Source organism: Streptomyces sp. 549, from assembly GCF_030124175.1.
Taxonomy (GTDB): domain Bacteria; phylum Actinomycetota; class Actinomycetes; order Streptomycetales; family Streptomycetaceae; genus Streptomyces.
Genome location: NZ_JASKMT010000013.1, coordinates 17,734 through 39,502, shown reverse-complemented (window position 1 = coordinate 39,502; position 21,769 = coordinate 17,734). Strand labels below are relative to the sequence as shown.

The 21,769-nt window shown below is 73.9% G+C and carries 14 protein-coding genes, 3 tRNA genes and 1 pseudogene; 10 read left to right on the top strand and 8 right to left on the bottom strand.

The window, feature by feature from the left end:
• Window positions 1-37: 37 nt before the first annotated feature.
• Both QNO07_RS16285 and QNO07_RS16280 read right to left on the bottom strand, forming a co-directional pair.
• On the bottom strand, window positions 38-4,549 hold the full coding sequence (locus tag QNO07_RS16285; RefSeq protein ID WP_283992742.1) for a PAS domain-containing protein: 4,512 nt from the start codon (window positions 4,547-4,549) through the stop codon (window positions 38-40).
• Between the two features lie 462 nt (window positions 4,550-5,011).
• Entirely contained in the window at window positions 5,012-5,422 is a 411-nt protein-coding gene (locus tag QNO07_RS16280) for an SSI family serine proteinase inhibitor (RefSeq protein ID WP_283992741.1), read from the bottom strand.
• A gap of 244 nt (window positions 5,423-5,666) precedes the next feature.
• On the opposite strand from QNO07_RS16280, the gene QNO07_RS16275 reads away from it, so the two are divergent.
• Window positions 5,667-5,756, top strand: a tRNA-Ser gene (locus tag QNO07_RS16275).
• A 247-nt stretch (window positions 5,757-6,003) separates the two neighbouring features.
• Window positions 6,004-6,076: transfer RNA gene (locus QNO07_RS16270), tRNA-Arg, on the top strand.
• 158 nt (window positions 6,077-6,234) lie between these two features.
• Here QNO07_RS16270 and QNO07_RS16265 read toward each other — a convergent pair.
• From QNO07_RS16265 to QNO07_RS16245, 5 genes are all read right to left on the bottom strand, one after another.
• Window positions 6,235-6,852, bottom strand: coding sequence for a VanZ family protein (locus tag QNO07_RS16265; protein WP_283992740.1), 618 nt, complete (start codon window positions 6,850-6,852; stop codon window positions 6,235-6,237).
• A 648-nt stretch (window positions 6,853-7,500) separates the two neighbouring features.
• Window positions 7,501-7,878: a YkvA family protein gene (locus tag QNO07_RS16260; protein WP_283992739.1), complete on the bottom strand. Its 378-nt coding sequence runs from the start codon at window positions 7,876-7,878 to the stop codon at window positions 7,501-7,503.
• A gap of 710 nt (window positions 7,879-8,588) precedes the next feature.
• Window positions 8,589-9,947 (bottom strand): carbohydrate-binding protein, encoded by a 1,359-nt coding sequence (locus tag QNO07_RS16255; RefSeq protein ID WP_283992738.1) that lies wholly within the window; start codon window positions 9,945-9,947, stop codon window positions 8,589-8,591.
• Window positions 9,948-10,154: 207 nt separating this feature from the next.
• Window positions 10,155-11,129, bottom strand: coding sequence for a LysR family transcriptional regulator (locus QNO07_RS16250; protein ID WP_283992737.1), 975 nt, complete (start codon window positions 11,127-11,129; stop codon window positions 10,155-10,157).
• Between the two features lie 319 nt (window positions 11,130-11,448).
• Window positions 11,449-12,072, bottom strand: a complete 624-nt coding sequence (locus QNO07_RS16245; RefSeq protein WP_283992736.1) for a hypothetical protein — start codon at window positions 12,070-12,072, stop codon at window positions 11,449-11,451.
• 324 nt (window positions 12,073-12,396) lie between these two features.
• Here QNO07_RS16245 and QNO07_RS27570 point away from each other — a divergent pair.
• From QNO07_RS27570 to QNO07_RS16235, 3 genes and pseudogenes are all read left to right on the top strand, one after another.
• Window positions 12,397-12,471: pseudogene (locus QNO07_RS27570) on the top strand (hypothetical protein); the annotation flags it as partial.
• A 143-nt stretch (window positions 12,472-12,614) separates the two neighbouring features.
• Entirely contained in the window at window positions 12,615-13,151 is a 537-nt protein-coding gene (locus QNO07_RS27565; RefSeq protein WP_349636839.1) for a hypothetical protein, read from the top strand.
• A gap of 161 nt (window positions 13,152-13,312) precedes the next feature.
• Window positions 13,313-13,386: transfer RNA gene (locus QNO07_RS16235), tRNA-Met, on the top strand.
• A 229-nt stretch (window positions 13,387-13,615) separates the two neighbouring features.
• On the opposite strand, the gene QNO07_RS16230 is transcribed toward QNO07_RS16235, so the two are convergent.
• Window positions 13,616-14,059, bottom strand: coding sequence for a subtilase-type protease inhibitor (locus QNO07_RS16230; protein WP_283992735.1), 444 nt, complete (start codon window positions 14,057-14,059; stop codon window positions 13,616-13,618).
• A gap of 351 nt (window positions 14,060-14,410) precedes the next feature.
• Here QNO07_RS16230 and QNO07_RS16225 point away from each other — a divergent pair, with 351 nt between their 5' ends.
• The 5 genes from QNO07_RS16225 (at window position 14,411) to QNO07_RS27710 (ending at window position 21,617) form a co-directional block, all read left to right on the top strand.
• Window positions 14,411-15,478 (top strand): amidohydrolase family protein, encoded by a 1,068-nt coding sequence (locus QNO07_RS16225; RefSeq protein ID WP_283992734.1) that lies wholly within the window; start codon window positions 14,411-14,413, stop codon window positions 15,476-15,478.
• Between the two features lie 78 nt (window positions 15,479-15,556).
• Complete coding sequence (locus tag QNO07_RS16220; protein ID WP_283992733.1) at window positions 15,557-16,282, top strand: response regulator transcription factor; 726 nt, start codon at window positions 15,557-15,559, stop codon at window positions 16,280-16,282.
• A 132-nt stretch (window positions 16,283-16,414) separates the two neighbouring features.
• Window positions 16,415-18,037 (top strand): HAMP domain-containing sensor histidine kinase, encoded by a 1,623-nt coding sequence (locus QNO07_RS16215; protein ID WP_502961866.1) that lies wholly within the window; start codon window positions 16,415-16,417, stop codon window positions 18,035-18,037.
• A gap of 26 nt (window positions 18,038-18,063) precedes the next feature.
• Window positions 18,064-19,383, top strand: a complete 1,320-nt coding sequence (locus QNO07_RS27715; protein WP_502961863.1) for a bifunctional glycosyltransferase family 2/GtrA family protein — start codon at window positions 18,064-18,066, stop codon at window positions 19,381-19,383.
• Window positions 19,380-21,617 carry an ArnT family glycosyltransferase gene (locus tag QNO07_RS27710; RefSeq protein ID WP_502961862.1) on the top strand — a complete coding sequence of 746 codons (2,238 nt, stop codon included), beginning with the start codon at window positions 19,380-19,382 and terminating at the stop codon, window positions 21,615-21,617. Before QNO07_RS27715 ends, QNO07_RS27710 begins: the two co-directional genes overlap by 4 nt.
• The last annotated feature ends 152 nt before the right edge of the window (window positions 21,618-21,769 follow it).

The following is a 21,769-nucleotide window of genomic DNA, read 5'->3' as shown; positions in this document are numbered from 1 at the left end:
GGAGGCCGCCCGGGGTCCGACGGGAGCGGGCGGCAGGTCAGGCGGCGCCGATCTTCGCGAGCAGGTCGACGATGCGGCCCTGTACCTCGTCGCTGGTGGAGCGCTCCGCGAGGAACAGCACCGTCTCCCCGGAAGCGAGCCGGGGCAGCTCCGCCGGGTCCAGGCCGGCGGACGTGTAGACGACGAACGGCGTCCGGTTCAGCAGGCCGTTGACCCGCAGCCAGTCGATGACCCCGGCCCTGCGGCGACGCACCTGGCACAGGTCCATCACCACCAGGTTCGGCCGGATCCGCGCCGCGACGCCCGCCGCCTCCGCGTCCGTCGGCGCGTGCGCCACCTGCATGCCCCGGCGTTCCAACGTGGCCGCGAACGCCTGGGCGATGGCCGGCTGCTCCTCCACCAGCAGGACCCGCGGCGGGTGCTGCTCGCTGTCGCGCGGCGCCAGCGCCTTCAGCAGCACGGCGGGGTCGGCGCCGTACGCCGCTTCTCGTGTCGTCTGGCCAAGACCGGCCGTGACCAGCACCGGGACCTCCGCCGCGACGGCGGCCTGGCGCAGCGACTGGAGGGCGGTCCGGGTGATCGGACCGGTCAGCGGGTCGACGAACAGCGCCGCCGGGTAGGCCGCGATCTGCGCGTCGACCTCCTCACGGGAGTGCACCAGGACCGGCCGGTAGCCGCGCTGGGTCAGCGCCTGCTGGGTGGAGACGTCCGGTTCCGGCCACACCAGCAGCCGCCGCGGGTTGTCCAGCGGCTCGGGCGGCAACTCGTCGTCGCGTTCCTCGTACTGCGGGGCGGGAGCGGACTCCGTCACCTCGACGGCACCGTTGGGGCCGTCCAGCGGCTCCGGGCCCTCGGCCGATCCCGCCTCGGGCGCGCCGATGGCGAACTCGCGCGGCGGCGCGGGCACACCGTTCGGCAGCATCGGTTGCGGCCGGGGCTCCGGCGGGGCCTCGGCGGGCGGGGGCGAGACGGGCGGGGGCGTCGGCGGGACAGCCTCCCGCTGCGGCGCACCGGCACGCGCTTCCGCGGACTCCCCCTCCGCCGCGGCGGACGGGGCGGCCAGTCTGCGCCGCCGGCCGGTACCGGCTGGCGGCGTCTGCTGGGGTGCCGCGCCGTTCGCCGCGGGCAGCGGGTGCGGGCCCGGCTGCTCCTCGTGCCGCCCGGTGTGCTGCTCCGGGCCGTGAGTGAACGGCACACCCTGGCCGAGTGTGCGCACGCTGATGCCCGAAGGGTGCTCGGCGGCCTGCTCGGACCCCGGCATCGGCAGCGGCTGCGGTCGCGGCGCCGCCGCCGGGGGCGGCACGGTGCCGCCCAGGATCGGGCTCGCCGCCACCCGCAGATGCGCGGCGGCACGCGCCTCCGCCTCCTCCGCCGTCGGCTGCGGCGCGGACTCCGGCAGTTGCGGCGGCGCTGCGTGCTGGGGGTGCGGGTCCGGCTGCGGCGGCACGGCCTGGAACGCGTGCTGCTCGGCCTGCGGTTGTTCAGGGGCAGGGGCAGGGGCAGGGGCAGGGGCAGGGGCAGGGGCAGGCTGGGGGTGGGCCTGCGGCTGGGCGGTCGGCGCGGGTTCCGGAGCGGGCGCGACGGCCTGCGGCAGTGGCTGCTCCGGCGCGGGCTGCGGAGTCGCGGGCTGAGGTGCCGCCGCCTGCGGGGTGGGGACGGGGGCCGGGACGGGCTGCGCGGCGGCAGGCTGGGCGACCGGTGGCGACGTGGACGGGAGCGGGACCTGTGCGGCAGGCACTTCCTGCGGCAGCGGCTGGGCGTCCGGCAGGGGTTGCGCCTGCGGCGGTATCGGCACGGCCGCAGGCTGCGGCGCCGCCTGCGGGGCGGGCTGCGGTGCGGGGGCGGGAGCGGGCTGCGGTGCGGCGACCGGCTGCGGGGGCGTGGGGGCCGGGGCCGGCGCGGACGGCTGTTCGGCGGGCGCCTGCGGCACGGGCGCCTGCGGCACGGGCGCCGCCTGTGGCACGAGGGGTGCCTGCTCGGGCTGCGCCGCCGGCTTGCGTCGCCGTCCGGTCGGCCGCTGAGGCGCGGGCGCCGCACCCGCTTCGCCCCCCTGTCCGGGCGCGCCGAGTGACTGCGCAGATGCAAACGATTCAGGAGGGGTGCCGCCCGTCGGTGCCGCGTCCGAAGGCTGCCCGGTCTGCGGGGCAGGCGACTGAGTCGCCTGCCCCTGGGCGACCGCCCCCGGGGGCTGCGGGGCTTCCTGCACGGGCGCCGGCGCCGGCGCCAGGACGGGGACCTGCGGAGGAGGTACCGGTGACGGTTCTGCCGCCGCTGCCGGGACGGGTGGCGGGGGCTCGGGAGCGCTGTGCGCCGCCGCCGGGTCGCGGTCCGCCGCTGCCGGGGGCAGCGCGAACGCTGCCCGGGGCTGGCCTTCGGGGCGCGCGCCGGCGTCGGCCGCCCCGTCCGCCTGCGGAGCCTTGGCGCGTCGGCCGCGCCGGCCGGTGCCGGGCTGTGCCTGCTGCGGGATCTGGCTGGCCGCGGCCTGCTCGCCGGTGCCGTCGGACCGCTCCTCCACCGGCTTCAGGGCCCGGCGTGCGCGGCGGCCGGTGGGCGTCGCCGGAACCGCCTCGATCTCGGCGCGGGGCGCCGGCACGGACTCATGCGGTGGGGCGGGCTGCGGCGCGAACGCCTGCGGCAGCGCGGGCTGCGGCGCCAGCGACTGCGGAACGTGCTGCTGCGGCGCGAGGGACTGCGGGGGCGCCGGCTGCGGTGCGAGGGACTGCGGGATCGGCTGCTGCGGCGCGGCGTACGCCTGCGGCGGCTGCGGACGCGGGGTCTGCGCAGGTCCTGCGGGCCCCAGCTCCGGCCGGCCCGAATGCGCCCGCCGACCGTCCCTGGCCTGCTGCGCGGGAACCGCGACGGCACCGACCTGCTGGACGGGAGCCGGGACGGCACCGCCCGAGTGGGCGCGGACCGCCGCCGCGGCTTGCCGTTCCTGCTCTGCCGCCGCCAATGCGGCTTGCCGTTCCTGTTCGGCCGCCGCCAATGCGGCCTGACGTTCCTGTTCGGCCGCCGCCGCTGCGGCCTTGCGCCGCCGTGCCACGTTCTCGTCGACCGTGCCGACAGGCACCTCCAGCACGAACGCACTGCCGCCACCCGACCCGGGCACCTCGTGCGTCTGCAGCACCCCGCCGTGCTGTTCGACGATGCCGCGCACCAGCGGTGCGTGCACCGCGCTGCCGCCGGGGTGCGGTCCGCGCACCTCGATGCGCACGACGGCGCCGTCCTGTGTGTCGCCTCCACCGCGCTTTGCGGCTGCGACGACGATCGTCGAATCACCCGACCCGGCCACCGGCGCATTGCCGGTGGCGTCCACTCCGGCGACGTCCGCGATGAGGTGCGACACCGCCAGCGCGAGCCGTTCGGCGTCCACCTCCGCCTCGATCGGCGGCGCGTGCACCGCGAACTGGGCGCGGCCCGGGCCGATCAGCTCCACCGCGCCCTCGACGCCGGCGGTGATCACCGCGTCCATGGGGGCCTGCTTGCGGTCGAGCTTCTCCAGACCCGTGTCCAGCCGCTGGTAGCTGAGGATGTTGTCGACCAGGCGCGTCATCCGGGCGTGCCCGGCCGCCAGGTGGTGCAGGATCTGGTTGGCCTCCGGCCACAGCTGTCCCGCCGGGTCGGCCGCCAGGCCGGCCAACTCGCGGTGCAGCTGCTCGAGCGGGCTGCGCAGTGCGTCCTCGACCACGGCGAGCAGTTGGGTCTGCCGGGCTTCGAGCGCGTCCTGGGAGCGGCGGTCGGTGAAGGTCAGGACCGCGCCGACCAACTGGTCGCCGTCCCTGACCGGGGCGGTGGTCATGTCGACCGGTATCGGGTGGCCGTCCTTCGCCCACAGCACCTGGCCCCTGACCCGGTGCTTGCGCCCGGAGCGCAGGGTGTCGGCGAGCGGCGTCTCCTCGTACGGCAGCGGTGAGCCGTCCGCCCGCGAGTGGTGGACCAGCGGGTGCAGCTTCTTGCCGCCCAGGTCACTGGCCCGGTAGCCGAGTATCGTCGCCGCGGCCGGGTTCACCAGGACCACGCGGCCGTCGGTGTCGGTGCCGACGACCCCCTCGGCGGCGGCCCGGAGGATCATCTCCGTCTGCCGCTGCTGGCGGGCGAGTTCGGCCTCGGTGTCCATCGTCCCGGTGAGGTCGCGGACGACGAGCATGAGCAGCTCGTTGCCGGTGTAGTGGTTGCCGTGGTCGGCGTAGGCGGCCTCGAACGACGATTCGTACGGGGTGCGGCCGTCCTCCAGGTTCGCGCTCGTCACCTCGACGGGCAGCTCGCTGCCGTCGGTGCGGCGCGCGACCATGCGGGTCGGTGGCTGCCGCGCCTCGATCTGGTCCTCGTGACGGCGCATCGAACCGGGGATGCGCTTGGAGTCGAAAGCGGGCAGCAGGTCCAGCAGACCCCGCCCGATCAGTGCGGTGCCCGGCGTCTCAAAGACCTCGAGTGCGATGCTGTTCGCGTTCACCACGGTGCCGTTGGCGTTGACCAGCAGGAGAGCATCGGGCAGCGCGTCGAGTATCGCGGCGAGGCGAGCAGCGCCTCGTGATGGCCGGCTGCTCACGACGACGTTCCTCCCTGCTGACCACGTGGTGCCCGGTCAGTGTGCCTTCCCGGCCGGGGTGTGTCACCACAGGGAGTCTACGGGCACCGGATGCCCGCGCGGTGGCGGATGCGAAGCGACGGCGCGGAGGGAGTCGCCGCACCGGCTCAGGCTGGGACATTTACCAGGGGGATATCCCTGACCTGGAGCGGACGATCATGTCAACACCCCGCCGGGCAGGGCGCCGTCGGCCCGCCCGGGCCTTGGAACGGCCCGATGATCCGGTGGGCAGGTGGCGGACGGACCCCCCTCGCCGGCCCGCCCGCCACCTGCCATCACCCGCCCCCACCACTCGCCCCCACCACTCGCGCCCGCTGCCCGCCGCCGAGTGGCCGCCCGGAGGCGGGCAGCGGGGGCGGCGGGACGGCTTGCAGGTGCGCGCGGGGGCTTGCGGGTCACTGCCCGCGCCCTTGACGTGCGGCGTCAGACGGCGGGCAGGGCGGGCGTGACGCTGTCCCAGCGGGCGACCTCGCAGCCGTTGGTGCGGCTGAAGTCGGCCTTCACCGGACGGCCCGACCAGGTGCCGGTGACGCGGGCGGTCTGCGGCCCGCCGTACGCCTGCGTGCACATGGCGTCCTTCGACACCGGCTGCCACGGGTTCCGCACGCCCCGGACGGCGTTGTCGAGGGCGTCGCACGCCTCCTGCGCGGCCGGGTGGGTGCCGCCGGCGGGGTGGCACTCCAGGGTGTGCACCCGCTCGGCGGCGTCCTGGTGCTCGCGGTAGGTGATGGTCAGCTTGTCCTCACCGCCGGGCGGCGGGCAGGCGAGCGCGGGTGAGGCGATCCCGGACACGGCGGCGGTCACGGCGAGAGTGGTGGCGAGGCGGCGGAGCATGACGTTCTCCTATGGGGGTGGAGGACCGGTCGCCGTCCGCGTCTGAGGTCTCACGCCGACGGCCACCTCTTCTAACGCTCCACCCGCCGGACCGTTGCGCAACTCCGCGCGATCGAGTGGCGGAGCGCCGAACCGGGATGCGCTTTGCTCACGGGCGTGCCTGCCGGGTACTGTGGGCGGCGGTTGGTGACAGCGCCCGGCGCTGTGCAATCATCTGCACGCGTTCCGCTCAGCGGACGTGTGGGGAGGCTTCGCCTAGTCTGGTCTATGGCGCCGCACTGCTAATGCGGTTTGGGGTAACCCCCCATCCCGGGTTCAAATCCCGGAGCCTCCGCTCGATCTTCACGATCACCGAAGCCCCGGTCTGTTGAGACCGGGGCTTTCGCGTGCGGGCCCGCAGCCCTGCTGGACGTGTCCACGACCCGGTCCCGGTCGGGTCCGCCGGTACCTCCTGGAACGCCGCCGAAACCGCGTTTCCCCAGCTCGGCAGGGGTTGCGTTAACGGATTTCACCTCTGGGCACGGGTCATGTAATGTTGTTCCCGCAACGCCGACCGGCCAGCAGGACCGCCGGAAAGCCAAGCGCTCGTAGCTTAACGGATAGAGCATCTGACTACGGATCAGAAGGTTGCAGGTTCGAATCCTGCCGAGCGCGCAGTAGCCACCAGCGTGTAAGTGTGGCAAGCCCCCTCCGGGTCACCCGGGAGGGGGCTTCTTCATGTCCGCACGCAGCGAAGTGCGGCGGCCGTTCCTGGGGCTGTCGTTCCTGGGGCTGCCGCGCTCCGCGTGCCGCTCGGCGAGGCAGGCCGGAGGTCAGGGGCGGGGGTCAGGGCGGGGGTGCGGGGGCTGGGCCGGGATGGTGGCCCGGGGCGCCGGCGGAGCGGGGACGCTGGGTGCGGGGCGCAGGTGGCGCGTCCACGGCTGTGCGGACAGCGCGCGATAGGTGAGGTAGCCGAGCACGGCACCGAGGGTGTTGGCCAGGAGGTCGTTCACGTCGATGCTGCGGGCGCTGCCGAGAGTCGCGGTGACCAGGGTCTGCAGCGCTTCGATGCTCAGGCTGACGGCCAGGCCGCCCAGCATCGCCGACTTCACCGACCGGACGCGGGGGGTGAGCAGCGGGAGCAGCGCGCCCAGCGGCATCAGCATGATCGTGTTCAGGACGAAGGACGGCGCGTCCGCGGTGAGGACCGGTATCAGGTTGAGGCTGTTGAGCACCGCGTTCTCGGCGGCGTGCGGGCCGGTGCTGACGTCGACGGGGAAGAACGTGAAGTGCAGGACACCTGCGAGATAGACGCCGAAGACGCCGAGCACGGCCGCCCGCCGGATGCCGGCCGGCTGTGATCGGCGCCTGGACGCGGTGAGGGCGACGGCGGACAGCCAGACCGCAAGGGCGGGCAGCAGCACCATCGATGAGGTGATCGTGAACTCCATGCGAGGGACTATACGCTACGTGTATACACCTCATGTATAGCTCCGTGCGGGCGTCTGCGAGTCGCGCGGGTGCGTGCGGGTGGGGTGAGCGAGCGAGGGGTGGAAGGGGGTTGCTCGCGAACGACGGAAGCCTCCGGGGGTGGTCCCCGGAGGCTTCCTTGATCGGCCGTGAACGGCGGCCGACTTCACCGATGCTTGCTTTTCACCGCACTGCCCGCCCCTCCTGGCCGGAGGGCTGGTGGCCGTGCGAGGTGCCCCCAGACGCTACGGGACGGGGTCGCGTGTGGAGGCGACCGATGGTGAGCCCGGCGGTCTCGTCGTCTGCCCGCTGCCTGTCGAGGGCGGCGGGGGACGGCGGTTGCCGCTCGGCTCAGCGGCGGCGCAGTCGACGGGCGATGCCGCTGACCACGGCTCCCACGCCGGCGCCCTGAGGGCCTCCGCGACGGGTGCGAGCGGACGTGCCGGACCGGCGGCGACGGCCTCCGGTGAGGGGGCTCGTGCCGGATCGCAGCTGGCGGGTGAATCGTGAAATCGAGGAAGCCATGACTCTCCCTTCGGCCGGAACATCCTTCCGGCGGTGGATCGTTCGGTCCTGACTTCCGTCTTCCCGGTCGACGCGTAGGCATTCCGGGGGATTTCACCGGGCGTTCAGGACTGCTCGACACTGGCCGCTTTCTGGCTGGGCCGGAGGCGGGGAGTCTTCGGCTCGTGGTCGGCGATGAGGTCTGCGGAGTCCTTGCTGCTGCGGCTGATGCCGGCGGAGTCCGCCGCCTTGTGCAGAGAGCGCAGGGCCAGCAGGAGCACGCCGATGTCGTCGAGCAGTATGGGATCGGGCATCAGGTCGACCGGTGAGATGACGTAGAGGATCGCTCCCCAGAAGGCGAGCTTGTTGTTCACCGGCACGCCCGCGCTGCTCAGCAGCGTGCGCGTCTTCACCACCTTCACCAAAAGCACCGCGGTCACCACCGCGGTCGCGACCACCAGGATCACCGCCACCACCAGGACCGCTTGCAGTTCACCACTCATGCCTGAGCTCCTCGTGTCGTACGGCTTCCGGGACGCTTCACAAGCCGTCTTCCCGGTGGAGGGCGGTCGCAGTCCGCCGCCGGGCCTGGCGCGGAGTGCAGAAGCTCCTGGAGGTCAGAGTGTCCGGGAGAGCGGTGCCCGAACCACTTCTCCGCGCTCGTTCACCCGTTCGAGTGGGTGTGCGGAAGAACGCGTGACCTGCGGTGATGCACCCGCTATACCTGTGAGGGAAGAGACGCGAGGGTGGGGGACGGGGACGCCGGACGAGTGGGCGGCGGAAGCGGGACGATGAGGAGAGGGGGCGCTGTGGAGCAACGGGGGCACCGGCAGGGCGGGTAGCCCATGGTGAGCGGGAGCCGGTCCGGTGCGACGGGGCGGATTCTGCGGATGCCGCTCACCGGGCTGCGCGTACCGTCCGGGCTCAGGCGGTACACCTTGATCGTCATCATCGGTCTCTCCCCGTGATCATGCGACGTCGTCGTGGTGCGGACCGCGGAAAGCGGACCGCTGGAACGCGGGCGCCGGCCTGCGGAGCGCGTAGGCACGCGGGTGCGGGTGCGGGTGCGGGTGCGGAGGCGAGTAGGCGCGGAGGTGAGGGGGCGGAACGCAGGGGAGGGGGTGCCTGGTTCGTGAGGTCGGGGTGCGCATGCCGCGAGGGCGGGCCGGAATCCCCCAGTGGTTCCGGCCCGCCCCTGCCCCTGTGACGTCGGTCAGACGCGCTGCCAGAGTGCGGGGACCGCCGGCGGGGTCCAGCCGGCCTGGGCCTGGTGGGCCTGGAGGCAGCGGTAGGTGGCGCCGCCGTAGGTGACGCGGTCGCCCACCTTGTAGACGGTTCCGACGGCCCAGGTGCCGCCCGGCTCGCCGGGGTCACCCGGGCCGGGGTCGCCGGGGCCGGTGGTGGTCTTCAGGGTCAGGCCGTAGACCTGAAGGATCGGGTTGACGGGCTGGTGGTACGTCGTGCCACCGGTACGGCAGTTGCCGGATCCGCCAGAGGTGACGCCCTGCGCCTGGCTGCCGGAGATGTAGGCGCCGCCGGAGTCACCGGGCTCGGCGCACACCGACGTCCGGGTCACTCCGGTGATCGTGCCCTCGGGGTAGGTGACGCTGGTGTTGTGCTGCTGGATGGTTCCGCAGTGCCAGCCCGTGGTCGAGCCGGAACGGCAGATCGAGGCTCCCACCGCCTGCTGGGTGGAGCCCGCGACCTGGACGTTCTGCCCACCGGCGCCCTTCACGTACGGGGTCGCCGTCCAGTTCGAGTTGGTGGCGACCCACGCGTAGTCGTTGCCGGGGAAGGAGGAACCCTGGAAGGTGCCCTGGGCGACGCGGTTGAAGCCCGAGGTGCTGGTACCGGTCCGGCCGCAGTGGCCGGCCGTGGCGAAGCCCTGCTGGGTTCCGCGGGTGACCGGGAACCCGACGGAGCAACGCCCGCCGCTGCCCATGTAGTAGGCGTCCCCGCCGCGCAGGTCGTAGAGGGCCCGCGGCTGCTCGTCGGACTTCACCACCCGTACCAGCTCGCGGTCGACGCCGCCGGCGGCCACGAAGGCGTCGGCCGCTGCGGGCTTCGCCGTGCGCACGACGACGCTGTTGGTCCTGACGTCGACGTACCAGACAGGCGCGGCGAAGGCGCTGTTGCGGGCGGCGGCCTTGTCCAGCGCCTTCTTGGCGGCGTCCAGGTCGGCGAGGGAGTGCTCCACGACCTCGGCCTTCGCGCCCTTGGCGGTGATCGTCCGCACGTCGGAGGCGTCGGTGGTCGCCACGGTCAGGGTCGAGGAGTCCGCACCCTGCACCCAGGCACCGGCGAAGTCATCGGCCAGCGCGTTCTGGAGGGCACCGGCGACGGCACCCGCATCGGCCTCGTTGACCAGCCTCCGCTCCGCCTGTGCCTTCGTCAGGTCCAGGTCGCGCTGCATGGCGCGGAGCAGCTCGGGCGGGGCCTCGGAGGCGGGCTGGAACGCGGACCCGGGGGCGGCGGCCGGTTGGGCGGCGGCTGTGCCCGGCAGCCCGGTCAGAGTGAGCGCGCCGACCGCGATGACGGCGGCACACGCACCTGTGACGTGTCTGTGGAGCATGGGGTGTCTCCTCGGTTCGGTGGGAGGTGCCGAAACCGTAGCCACGGCCATGCAGGGGCCGTCAGCTCTCAGTTGCCCCCCTGCCTCGGCGTTATGGACGCGGGGGCAGGGTGCGGCCCGGGGTACGGGAGCCGGAGGAGTCGGAGGAACAGGAGCCGGAGGAACCGGAGCCGGGAGTGTGGCCCGGAGAGGCGGGGGCGGGCGGACTCAGACGGCGGTGGGGTAGATGGCCGTCACATGGTCGGCGTGGCGGTCCAGCCAGGCGCGGTAGGTGGCGCTGCGGGCCACGGCGTCCGCGTGGGCGGCGCGGGTGTGCGTGATCACGGCTCCCGCGGCGTCGGCGGCCGGCTCGCCGGGGTGCCAGCCCAGCAGGTGCCGCCAGGAGAGCGGGCTGCCGGCCAGCGGTCTGGTGACCAGCCCGGGCGTGGGCGGGAACGTGGCGCGGCACAGACCGACGGCCCGTCCGACCTGGACGAGGTGCACGCAGGACGCGGTGTCGGTCTCGTAGACGGAGGCGGGTGTGAAGCCGGCGCGGGCGCAGGCCGCAGCGAAGCAGTCGGCGAAGCAGCCGTCCCCGGGCACGTCGGCCCACGACTCGTCGGCGAGACAGCCGAGTTCGATCTCGGTGCGTCCGGTGAGCGGGTGGTCGGCGGCGAGCATGACGAAGACCGGGTCGGCGGCGACCTCCCGCCAGCTCAGGCGCTCCGGCTCCGGTGGCGGGCTCTGGCCGCACGTGCCGATGAGGGCGAAGTCCAGCCGTCCTTCGGCGACGCCCGCGGCGATCTCCCGTTCCGACCAGGAGGTCTGCGTGGTCACGGGCACTCCCGGGTGCGCGGTGGCCAGCCGGTCCACCAGCCCGCCGAGCAGCGGTCCGTGGGTGCCGCCGAGGCGGAAGCGCGGCATGCCGTCCCAGGCATGGGCCAGCCGCACCGCCTCCTCCTGGAGTTCGCGGACCGCCGGCAGCACCACCCGGGCCCGGTCCAGGACGAGTTCTCCAAGGGGGGTGGGCCGCACGCCGAGGCGTCCGCGCTCGAACAGCCGGCCGCCGAGGGTGCGCTCGATCCGTTTCAGCTGCGCACTGAGGGCGGGCTGGGCCAGGCCCAGCGCGGAGGCGGCCTTCGTCAGGCTGCCCGCGTCGGCGATCGCCCGGACCGTCTTCAGATGCCGCAGCTCCAGATCCATGGGCAGAAGCTTGCTGCGCCGATCCGGCTCCGGCAATACACCGCACCATCCCCGTCCGTTCCCGTGGTGGACAACCGAGGGCCCGGGCGCGGCCCCCGGAAGGCGCCCGCCCTGCTCGGGGACGGTTCCACGGAGGTCCCGCCCGTGTGGACCACTGCATCGACCACACCGCCGGCACCCGGCGCAGTCCGCGAGGGCCGGCATTCGCGAGGGCCGCCGGTCGCGAGGGCCGGCATTCGTGACGGCCGGTCCTCGTGACCGCCGGCGCCGCGACGGTGGGGCGCCGGACCGTCCCCTGCGCGGTCCGGCGCCCGCCGTCTCAGCCGTCCAGCTTGTTGAGGGCCGTGGCGACTGTCGTCCTGAAGGCATTGACGGGCGCGGTCTTCAACGTCCCGATCTGTCCCCAGACGACAACCGTGACGCGGTTGCCGCTCCGGCCGACCCCGTACAGGTGCACGTCGTAGGAGGACTCGGGGACGGACGTGGCGGTGCCGTAGAGGTGTCCGCCGTCGCCCGCGTCGACCGTGCCCAGCCGGTGGAACGTCGCGGTGCTGCCCGGGTGCTCCTGCTCGAACTTGTCCGTGCAGCGGGCGAGTGCGGCCCGGAGGGCGCTCACGGTGCGCTGGGCGTCGAGCTCGTGGCGCGCCCGGAACACCACCTGTGTGGCGCCGGTGTCCAGTTCGGTGCGGAAGGTGCGGTGCACGGAGCGGGAGTCCGGCAGCAGACCGGTCAGGCACACCGGCTGCCCGGCGCCCTCGCTGACCGGGTCTGCGATCCACGGGGTGGAGCTGGGCGGCATCTCGTGTGCGTCGAGCAGGACCGGCGCTGCGGCCTGGGCGGCGGTCGGCGCGCCCAGGGCCACGGCCGCCGCGGCGGCGGCCACGGCTGTGGCGGTCCGGCGGCTGCGGCGCGGAACGGTGGTCGAGGTGGATGGTGTCTTCACGCGAATCTCCGTCGTCGTGAGCGGGGTCCGGACCTCTGGTCACCGGCCCGGATCGGTTCCCCCGTCAGCAGTGTCGACCGGCCTGCGCCGAATGCTCCCCCTGCCGTGGGACATTCGGGACGCCGGAACGCCGGGAGGTACCCTGGCCTGCGGGAACGGTGCCGCCCTGGGACGACCTGCCGGGACGGCGCGGACGCCGGACCGCAGCGGCCCGGTCGGACTGCGGGGGGAAACCGGTGGCTCACAGACCCGTGGAGACAGCGGAGTTCGCAGCAGCGCTGCGGCGGCTGAAGGAGCGTTCGGGGCGCAGCTACGGGCTACGGGCTGCTGGCCAGGCGACTGCATCTGAGCACGTCCACTCTGCACCGCTACTGCCACGGTGAGGCGCTGCCCGCGGAGTACGGAACGGTGGAGCGCATCGCACGGAGCTGCGGTGCCACGCGGGACGAGCTGATGGAGCTGCACAGGCGCTGGCTGCTCGCCGACGTCCGCCGCCACGAGCCTCCGGCCCAGACTCCGGAGGCAGCCCAGCCCCCGCCTCGGTGCCTCCGCCGCCCGTCGAGCAGGACGCGCCAACGTGGGCAGCCGCGCTGGACGCGGTGCACGGTGGCTCCACGACCGTGCAGGGCACCACGCCGGAGGCGGTGGTGCTGCGGGCGTTGCGTGTCCGAGTGGTGGAGCGCCGGACCCCGCTGCCGTGGAACGCCTATGCCATGGACGCGGGTTGCGGGGGTGCGCTGACTCCTGCGGTACTGGCACTAAACCTGGACGTGCCGCGCCCGCGCGTCCGTCCGGTGGGCGGCTACGACGCGTCGGGTGAGGGCAGGGAGCTGCCGGCCCGGGAGTTCCCCCTGCGGGTGTCGCGCACGGACCCCGAGGTGCTGCGGGTGGAGGCGGTGGCCGAGGACTGTGACTGCGACTGGTACCTGGAGCTGGACTGGACGAGCCAGGGCCGCAGCGGCACGTACCGGATCGACGACGACGGACGGCCGTTCCGGACCAGCGGCACCGAAGGTCGTCCCGCGTACGTGCACCGGGACGGTGGCGGCTGGGCGCCAAATCCGGACGCCGGGGGCTGAGGGGCGATGTCGGGCGCTCCGGAAGGCCCGGCCCCCCGCCCGGGTGCACGCACCGCCGAGGTGGCCGACGACCTGATGGCAGGCCCCTGGCCTGGTCTTTCGCCCCGGAAGGTAGTGGATTTCCGTGTGGGGCGATCCTCGCGTAAGGTGGTGTTCACCGACGCGGGGTGGAGCAGCTCGGTAGCTCGCTGGGCTCATAACCCAGAGGTCGCAGGTTCAAATCCTGTCCCCGCTACTGTCACCTGGGGCCCGGCACTGAGAAGTGCCGGGCCCCAGGTTTCTTGCCGTCCGCTTCCACGCGTTGACCGCGCCCGCCCGTTCGGTTCCCCGTGCTCACCCGCGCTCATCCGTCTGCGCCGACTGTGGTGCGGGGGCGCCGGTCCGGCGAGGCGGGGGCGCCGCCGGGCCGGAGCCCCCGCCAGGTCCCGCTGCGGGGAGGCAGGGCGGGACGGCTGGGGGACGGCTCAGAAGCGGAAGACGGCCATGCCCTCGACGTCCTTGACGCACGCGTTGCCGAAGGTCCGCTCGTAGGAGACCCGCCGTCCGTCCCAGACACCCTGGGCGGTGACGACGACGGGGTCGTACTCCATCGTGCAGTAGCGGTTCCTGTCGCCGGGCAGGCTGTCGAAGTCCCCGTCCACGCCGCGGAGTTGCGCACAGGCGCGGGCGGCGGCGGGGTGGTTGCCCCCGGGGTTCGGTGAGCAGGTCAGCGTGACGGCCCGTTCGGGCGTGCTGGCGGCTGCGCTCTCGCCGCGGGCGAACGTCAGGGTCAGCGCCGAGGGGGCGTAGAGCGAGGGTGACGAGGGCGAGGAGGGCGACGAGTCCGCGAGGGCGGTGCCACTCAGGGGGGCGAGCATCGCTGCTGTCAGCAGAGTGCCTGCCGCTGCCCATCGCGCGGTGTTCCGCATTGTGTGCATCCTTCCGCTTCTGTGTGTGCCGGTTGGCGATCGGGAGTCTGCCGAGAACCTTCACGGAAAGCACATCGACCGCACAGATTCGGTAACGTGCCGTATTGAACCAGTGGCCGGAAGTGACGCAGGGTCCGCCTGATGGCGCTTGTGGTGTGCATGGCGGGGGTCCCGACGGGTGGCGTGATCCGGGGGGCTCCCGTGGTCGTGTAATCGGCTGGAAACATGTCCGTACGGCGGCCGGTACGTCCCGGGGCGGCGGCCGTCAGGCTCAGTGCACACCGCCACTGCACACCGCCCCGGGACCGGCCCGCACTCCCGAGCACCACCCACCGGTCGTACGCTCCTGCCATGCCCGCTGCCCGGACCCCCTCGCCCGGCGACCCCGACCCGTTCGCGGAAGCCCCCCACGCCCCTCACGTGTCCCACGCCCCTCAGAACAGCCCGGAATCCGGTCCCGGTCCCGGTCCCGGTCCCGAACCCCGCCCCGAATCCGAACCGGGCTCCGCGACCGAACGCCGCTCCGGGGACGGGACGGACCTTGACGAGCGCGAGGCCGTCATCGGGTTCTGGCGGGCGCTGGAGCTGCCCGGACTGGTGGACGTGCACACGCACTTCATGCCGAAGCGGGTCCTGGACAAGGTGTGGGCGTACTTCGACCAGGTGGGTCCGCTGACCGGCACCGGCTGGCCGATCAGGTACCGCGAGGCGGAGGACGAACGCCTCGCCGTGCTACGGGGGTTCGGCGTCCGGGCTTTCACCTCGATGCTCTACCCGCACAAGCCCGGCATGGCGGCCTGGCTGAACAGCTGGAGTGCCGACTTCGCCGCCCGCACGCCCGACTGCCTGCACACCGCGACCTTCTATCCCGAGCCGGAGGCCGCCGGTTACGTGCGCCAGGCGGTTGCCGGTGGCGCTCGCGTCTTCAAGTCGCACGTCCAGGTGGGTGGTTACGACCCGGCTGACGCGCTGCTCGACCCGGTGTGGGGGCTGCTGGCGGAGGAGGGAGTGCCGACCGTGATCCACTGCGGTTCCGGTCCGGCGCCCGGCAAGCACACCGGCCCGGGCCCGGTGGCGGCGGTGCTGGCCCGGCACCCGCGGCTGAGGCTGATCGTCGCGCACATGGGCATGCCGGAATACGCCGAGTTCCTCGACCTCGCCGAGCGCTACCCGGGTGTGCACCTGGACACCACGATGGCGTTCACCGACTTCTCCGAGCGCATGATGCCCTTCCCCCGCGCGGAGCGGGCAAGGCTGGCGGCGCTGGGCGACCGCGTTCTCTTCGGCAGCGACTTCCCCAACATCCCGTACGGCTACCTGCACGCCCTGGAGGCGCTGACCCGCCTCGACCAGGACGACGACTGGCTGCGCGCGGTGTGCCACCACAACGCCGCCCGCCTGCTGCCCCTGCCGCGCTGACCCGGGTCAGAAGCAGTTCTCAGCGAATTCACAGCCGGTGGACAGGAGCGTCTCAGAGCCGGCGCACAGCCTGCGCACATGAACACCTCCCCCGAAACCCTCACCCGTCCGGACGGCAGTCCGCCGCGGGTGCTCGTCGTGGACGACGAGGCTGCTCTCGCCGACCTGCTCACCATGGCCCTGCGCTACGAGGGCTGGGACCCGCGGGCCGTCGGCGACGGCACCGAGGCGCTGCGTGCGGCCCGGCAGTGGCGGCCGGACGCGGTGCTGCTGGACGTCATGCTGCCCGACACCGACGGGCTGACCCTGCTGGGCGGGCTGCGCCGGGAACTGCCCGGGGTGCCGGTGCTGTTCCTCACCGCGCGGGACGCGGTCGAGGACCGCATCGCCGGGCTCACCGCCGGCGGCGACGACTACGTCACCAAGCCGTTCAGCCTGGAGGAGGTCGTCGCCCGGCTGCGGGGGCTGCTGCGCCGCAGCGGCGCCGCGTCGGCGAGGGACGCCTCGGTGCTGGCCGTCGGTGACCTGATGCTGGACGAGGACAGCCACGAGGTCAGCCGGGGCGGCACCCCCATCCATCTGACCGCGACCGAGTTCGAGCTGCTGCGCTACCTGATGCGCAACCCGCGGCGGGTGCTGAGCAAGGCGCAGATCCTGGACCGCGTGTGGTCCTACGACTTCGGCGGGCAGGCCAACGTGGTGGAGCTGTACATCTCCTACCTGCGGCGCAAGATCGACGCCGGCCGCTCCCCGATGATCCACACCCGCCGCGGCGCGGGCTACCTGCTCAAGGCGGGGGAGTAGCGACCCGTGCAACCCACCCCGCCCCCGCTGCCGAACCCGTCCCGTTCCCCCCACCAGACCCTGCCCCCGCTCCCACCCGCGCACGCCCCCCGGGCAGGTCGCATCAGGACCTCCCGCATCGGGACCTCCCGCATCCGGGGCGGGCGCCGCAGCTGGTCGCTGCGGACCCGGCTCGCGGTGTCCGCGGTGACGCTGGTGGCCGTGGTGGCCGCGGTGATCGGCACGGTCACGGCGCTGGCCCTGCACTCGTACCTGGAGAACCAGCTGGACGGCCGTCTCACCGACCTGGCCCGGCGGGCGGCCGGTCCTCCGGGCGGGGTGCTGCCGCCCGGCGTGCCGGGCGGCGCGGACCCGCTGGGGTTCGTGACGGCGGGCGGCCAGCGGGTCGGCACACTGGGCGCGGAGACGTCCGGCGGGGACGTGGCCGAGGGCGTGGTGAGCCAGGAGGCGGACGGCACGGCAGCCGGAACCGGGACCACCGCCGTGCCGCTGGACAGCGCACAACTGCGGGCGCTGGACGCGGTGGCCAACGACGGGCAGCCGCACACGGCGTCCCTGCCCGAGCTGGGCGACTACCGGGTGGTGACCGTGCAGACCGACGACGGCGGCACGGTCCTCGTCGGCCTGCCGCTGGCCGAGGTGCAGGACATCGTCGGCACACTGGTCGTCGCCGAACTCTGCGTGGCCGGTGCGGGGTTGCTCGCGGCGGGCATCGCGGCGGCGGCCATCGTGCGGATCGCGCTGCGGCCTCTGCACCGGGTGGCGGCCACCGCCACCCGGGTCTCGGAACTGCCCCTGCACCAGGGGGAGGTGAGCCTTCGGGACCGGGTGCCGGAGGAGGACACCGATCCGCGCACCGAGGTCGGGCAGGTGGGCGCGGCCCTCAACCGGATGCTGGGGCACGTGGAGTCGGCGCTGGCGGCCCGCCAGCAGAGCGAGACCCGGGTACGCCAGTTCGTCGCTGACGCCGGCCACGAACTGCGCACACCGCTGGCGTCCATCCGCGGCTACGCCGAACTGACCCGCCGCGGCCCGGAGGACACCGGGCCCGACACCCGCTACGCGCTGGGCCGCATCGAGTCGGAGTCGGTGCGCATGACCGGCCTGGTCGAGGACCTGCTGCTGCTTGCCCGGCTGGACACCGGGCGCCCGCTGGAACGCACCGCCACCGACCTGGTGCCACTGGTGGTGGACGCCGTCAGCGACGCCCGTGCGGCCGGTGGTGACCACGGCTGGCGGCTGGCGTTGCCCGACGCCCCGGTGCGGGTGGTCGGCGACCCGGACCGGCTGCGGCAGGTCCTCGTCAACCTGCTCGCCAACGCCCGCACCCACACCCCGCCGGACACCACCGTCACCGTCCGGGTGGACGCGGACACCGACGGGTGGGTGCTGATGGAGGTGGCGGACGACGGTCCGGGCATCCCGCCCGACCTGCTGCCGCACGTCTTCGAGCGCTTCGCCCGCGGCGACGCCTCCCGCACCCGCGCCACCCGCCCCACCGCCGGCACGCACAGGACCGGCAGCACCGGCAGCACCGGCACCAGCTCAGGCAGCTCAGGCAGCTCAGGCAGCACCGGCAGCACCGGCAGCTCAGGCAGCACCGGTCTGGGACTGGCCATCGTGCAGGCCGTGGTGACCGCCCACGGCGGGGCGGCGCGGGTGCGCAGCGTCCCCGGCCGGACCGTCTTCACGGTGCAACTCCCCGCCGGCGGCCCGGGTTCACAGGTAGGCCACAGGCCGCTCCCACAGGAGTGACAGGGCGGCCGACGAGTGTCGTCGGCATGCAGACGGAAACCACTCCGGGCACCCTGCCCGCACGCGACCAGCTCCGCTGGGACCGGGACGGCACCCCGGTCCTCGACGTCGTCATTCCCGTGTACAACGAGGAGGCGAACCTGGAGGAGTCCGTACGGCGGCTGCGCCGGCACCTGGACGAGTCCTTCCCCTACCCGTTCCGCATCACGATCGCGGACAACGCCAGCACCGACCGCACCCCGGAGGTCGCCGCCCTCCTGGACGACGCGCTGGAGGAGGTCGTCGCGGTCCGGCTGGAGGAGAAGGGCCGCGGCCTGGCCCTGCGCACGGTGTGGCGCGGCTCGGACGCACCGGTGCTCGCCTACATGGACGTGGACCTGTCCACCGACCTCAACGCCCTGCTGCCGCTGGTGGCACCGCTGATCTCCGGGCACTCCGACCTGGCCATCGGCACCCGCCTGGCCCGCAGTTCGCGGGTGGTGCGCGGACCGAAGCGCGAAGTGCTCTCCCGTGGGTACAACCTGCTGCTGCGCGGCTCGCTGGCCGCCCGCTTCTCCGACGCCCAGTGCGGGTTCAAGGCGATCCGGGCGGACGTCGCCCAACGGCTGCTGCCGCTGGTGGAGGACACCGGCTGGTTCTTCGACACCGAGATGCTGGTGCTCGCCGAACGTGCCGGGCTGCGCATCCACGAGGTACCCGTCGACTGGGTGGACGACCCCGACAGCCGGGTCGACATCCGCCGCACGGTGGCCGACGACCTGAAGGGCGTGTGGCGGGTCGGCCGCGCGCTGGCCTCCGGCGCGCTGCCGGTGGACCGGCTGCGCCGCCCGTTCGGCGACGACCCGCGGGACCGGGCGCTGCCGGGTGTGCCACGCGGGCTGGCCCGGCAACTCCTGGGCTTCTGCGTCGTGGGTGCGCTCAGCACGCTCGCCTATCTGCTGCTGTACTCGCTGCTGCGCCCGGCGGTCGGTCCGCTGACCGCCAACGCGGCGGCGCTGCTGCTCACCGCACTGGGCAACACGGCCGCCAACCGGCGCCTGACCTTCCACGTCCGCGGCCGACGCGGACTTGTCCGGCACCAGGCCCAGGGCCTGCTGGTGTTCGCCATCGGCCTGGCCCTGACCAGCGGCTCGCTGGCGGCCCTGCACTCGGCCGCCCCCGACCCCGGACGGGACACCGAGCTGGCCGTCCTGGTCGCGGCGAACCTCGCCGCGACGGTCCTGCGCTTCCTGCTGCTGCGCGGCTGGGTCTTCCCGTCCGCAGCCCCCGCAGCCCCCGCAGCCCCCGCAGCACCCGCAGCCTCCGCCGGTCCGGTCCGCGCCTCCGACGTGGAGGTGCGGTCATGAGCGAGACGAGGAACTCCCCGGCCGTCCGCCCGCCCCACCCCACCGGCGCTACGACCGACGACGGCACGACCCTCGGCGCACCCGTCAGCACGGACGGCGGCACCCCGGACGCCTCCGCCACCGCCCGCACCCGCTGGGAACGGCCCGCGCTGCTGGCCCTGCTCGCCGTCACCGCCGTGCTCTACCTGTGGAACCTCCAGGCCAGCGGGTACGCCAACTCCTTCTACTCGGCGGCGGCCCAGGCCGGCGGGGCGAGCTGGAAGGCGTTCCTGTTCGGGTCCTCCGACGCGGCGAACGCCATCACCGTGGACAAGCCGCCGGCCGCACTGTGGCCGATGGCGCTGTCGGTGCGGCTGTTCGGGCTGGGCTCCTGGCAGATCCTCGTGCCCCAGGCACTGATGGGTGTGGCCACCGTCGGCGTTCTCCACGCCGGGGTGCGCCGCAGGTTCGGTCCCGGTGCCGGTCTGCTGGCCGGCGCGGTGCTCGCCCTGACGCCGGTCGCCGCGCTGATGTTCCGGTTCAACAACCCGGACGCGCTGCTGTGCCTGCTCATGGTCGGCGCGGTGGTCTGCGTGCTGCGCGCGCTGGAGCACGCCTCGACCCGATGGCTGCTGCTCGCCGGAGCCTGCTTCGGACTCGGCTTCCTCACCAAGACGTTCCAGGCCTGGCTGATCCTGCCGGTGCTCGCCGCCGTGTACGCCGTGTGCGCCCCGACCGGGCTGCTGCGCCGGCTGCGCCAACTGCTCCTCGCAGGGCTGGTGACGGTCCTCACGGCCGGCTGGTGGGTGGCGCTGGTCGAGCTGTGGCCCGCCGACTCCCGTCCCTATGTGGGCGGATCGCAGACCAACAGCTTCCTTGAGCTGACCTTCGGCTACAACGGGCTCGGCCGCCTCAACGGCAACGAGACCGGCAGCGTCGGCGGCGGCCGGGGCGGCGGCTGGGGCGAGACCGGCATCGGCAGGCTGTTCAACGACTCGATGGGCGGCCAGATCTCCTGGCTGCTGCCCGCGGCACTGCTGCTGTTCGTTGCGGGCCTGGTCCTGACGCGTCGCGCGCCGCGCACCGACACCACCCGGACGCACCTGCTGGCCTGGGGCGGATCGCTGCTGATCACTGCGGTGATCTTCAGCTTCATGGCCGGGATCTTCCACGAGTACTACAACGTGGCGCTGGCGCCCTACGTGGCCGCGCTGGTCGGAGCGGGCGGCACGATGCTGTGGCGGATTCGCAGGCAGCCGTGGGCGGCTGCCGCACTGGCGGCGGCGGTGGCGCTGACGGCGGCGTGGAGCTTCGTGCTGCTGGGCCGGACGCCGGACTGGCTGCCGTGGCTGCGCTGGACGGTGCTCGTCACCGGGCTGCTGGCCGCGCTCGCGCTGGCCGCGCTGCCGATGCTGCGGCTGCGGCGCCTCCCGGTGCTGGCCGCAGGGCTGGCGCTCGCCGCCTCGCTGGCGGGGCCGACGGCCTACGCCCTGGACACCGTCACCACCGCGCACACCGGGTCCATCGTCACCGCCGGCCCCTCGGTGGCCGGAGCCCGCGGTGGCCCCGGCGGAGGAGGCATGCCCGGCGGCGGTCCGGGCGGGGACGGCATGCCCGGCGCGGTCGGCGGCATGCCCCCGCAGGGCGTTCCCGGTGGCGGTCAGGCCCCGCCGCAGGGAGCGGACGGGCAGGCCGGCGCCGACGGGCAGGCCGGGACGGACGGGCAGCCTGACGGCGGTCCGACCGGGCAGGCGGGCCGGGGCGGAACCGGCGTCGGCGACGCACCGCCGGGTGGCGGCCGGGGCGGGCCCGGTGGCCTGCTGGACAGCGCCGAGGTCTCCGACACCCTGCGGGCCGCGCTGGTGAAGGACGCGGACGACTACACCTGGGTGGCGGCCGCGGTCGGTTCGCAGAGCGCTGCGGGATACCAACTGGCCACGGAGGAGCCGGTGATGGCCATCGGCGGCTTCAACGGCAGTGACCCTTCGCCGACCCTGGCGGAGTTCCGCGCCCTGGTCGAGCAGGGCCGCGTGCACTGGTTCGTGGGCGGCGCCTCCACCACGTCCACCACAGAGGACGGCCAGGGCTCCCAGAACGGCCAGGGCGGCCGAGATGCTCAGGGCGGCCCGGGGGGCGGCGCCGGCGGGCCCGGCGGCAGCGGCACCAGCGCCGAGATCGCCGCCTGGGTGCAGGAGAACTTCACCGCGGTCACCGTGGACGGCACCACGCTCTACGACCTGACCGACCCCGCCTGACCGACCCCCGACCCACCCGACACCCAACCGCCCCGACGGGGCCCGACGGGGTCCGGCCGCGACGCACTCGCCGCGGCCGGACCCCGTCGGCACGTCCGCACGGCCGCCGCCTCCGGTGGACTGCTACGGTCTTCTACGGTGTACAGTAAGGT

Excerpts from the sequence above, each read along its gene's own strand:
- QNO07_RS16280 (WP_283992741.1), bottom strand. The coding sequence starts at position 5,422 with ATGCTCCGCCGCCTCGCCACCACTCTCGCCGTGACCGCCGCCGTGTCC.
- QNO07_RS16265 (WP_283992740.1), bottom strand. The coding sequence starts at position 6,852 with ATGGAGTTCACGATCACCTCATCGATGGTGCTGCTGCCCGCCCTTGCG.
- QNO07_RS16260 (WP_283992739.1), bottom strand. The coding sequence starts at position 7,878 with ATGAGTGGTGAACTGCAAGCGGTCCTGGTGGTGGCGGTGATCCTGGTG.
- QNO07_RS16255 (WP_283992738.1), bottom strand. The coding sequence starts at position 9,947 with ATGCTCCACAGACACGTCACAGGTGCGTGTGCCGCCGTCATCGCGGTC.
- QNO07_RS16250 (WP_283992737.1), bottom strand. The coding sequence starts at position 11,129 with ATGGATCTGGAGCTGCGGCATCTGAAGACGGTCCGGGCGATCGCCGAC.
- QNO07_RS16230 (WP_283992735.1), bottom strand. The coding sequence starts at position 14,059 with ATGCGGAACACCGCGCGATGGGCAGCGGCAGGCACTCTGCTGACAGCA.
- QNO07_RS16225 (WP_283992734.1), top strand. The coding sequence starts at position 14,411 with ATGCCCGCTGCCCGGACCCCCTCGCCCGGCGACCCCGACCCGTTCGCG.
- QNO07_RS16220 (WP_283992733.1), top strand. The coding sequence starts at position 15,557 with ATGAACACCTCCCCCGAAACCCTCACCCGTCCGGACGGCAGTCCGCCG.
- QNO07_RS27715 (WP_502961863.1), top strand. The coding sequence starts at position 18,064 with ATGCAGACGGAAACCACTCCGGGCACCCTGCCCGCACGCGACCAGCTC.
- QNO07_RS27710 (WP_502961862.1), top strand. The coding sequence starts at position 19,380 with ATGAGCGAGACGAGGAACTCCCCGGCCGTCCGCCCGCCCCACCCCACC.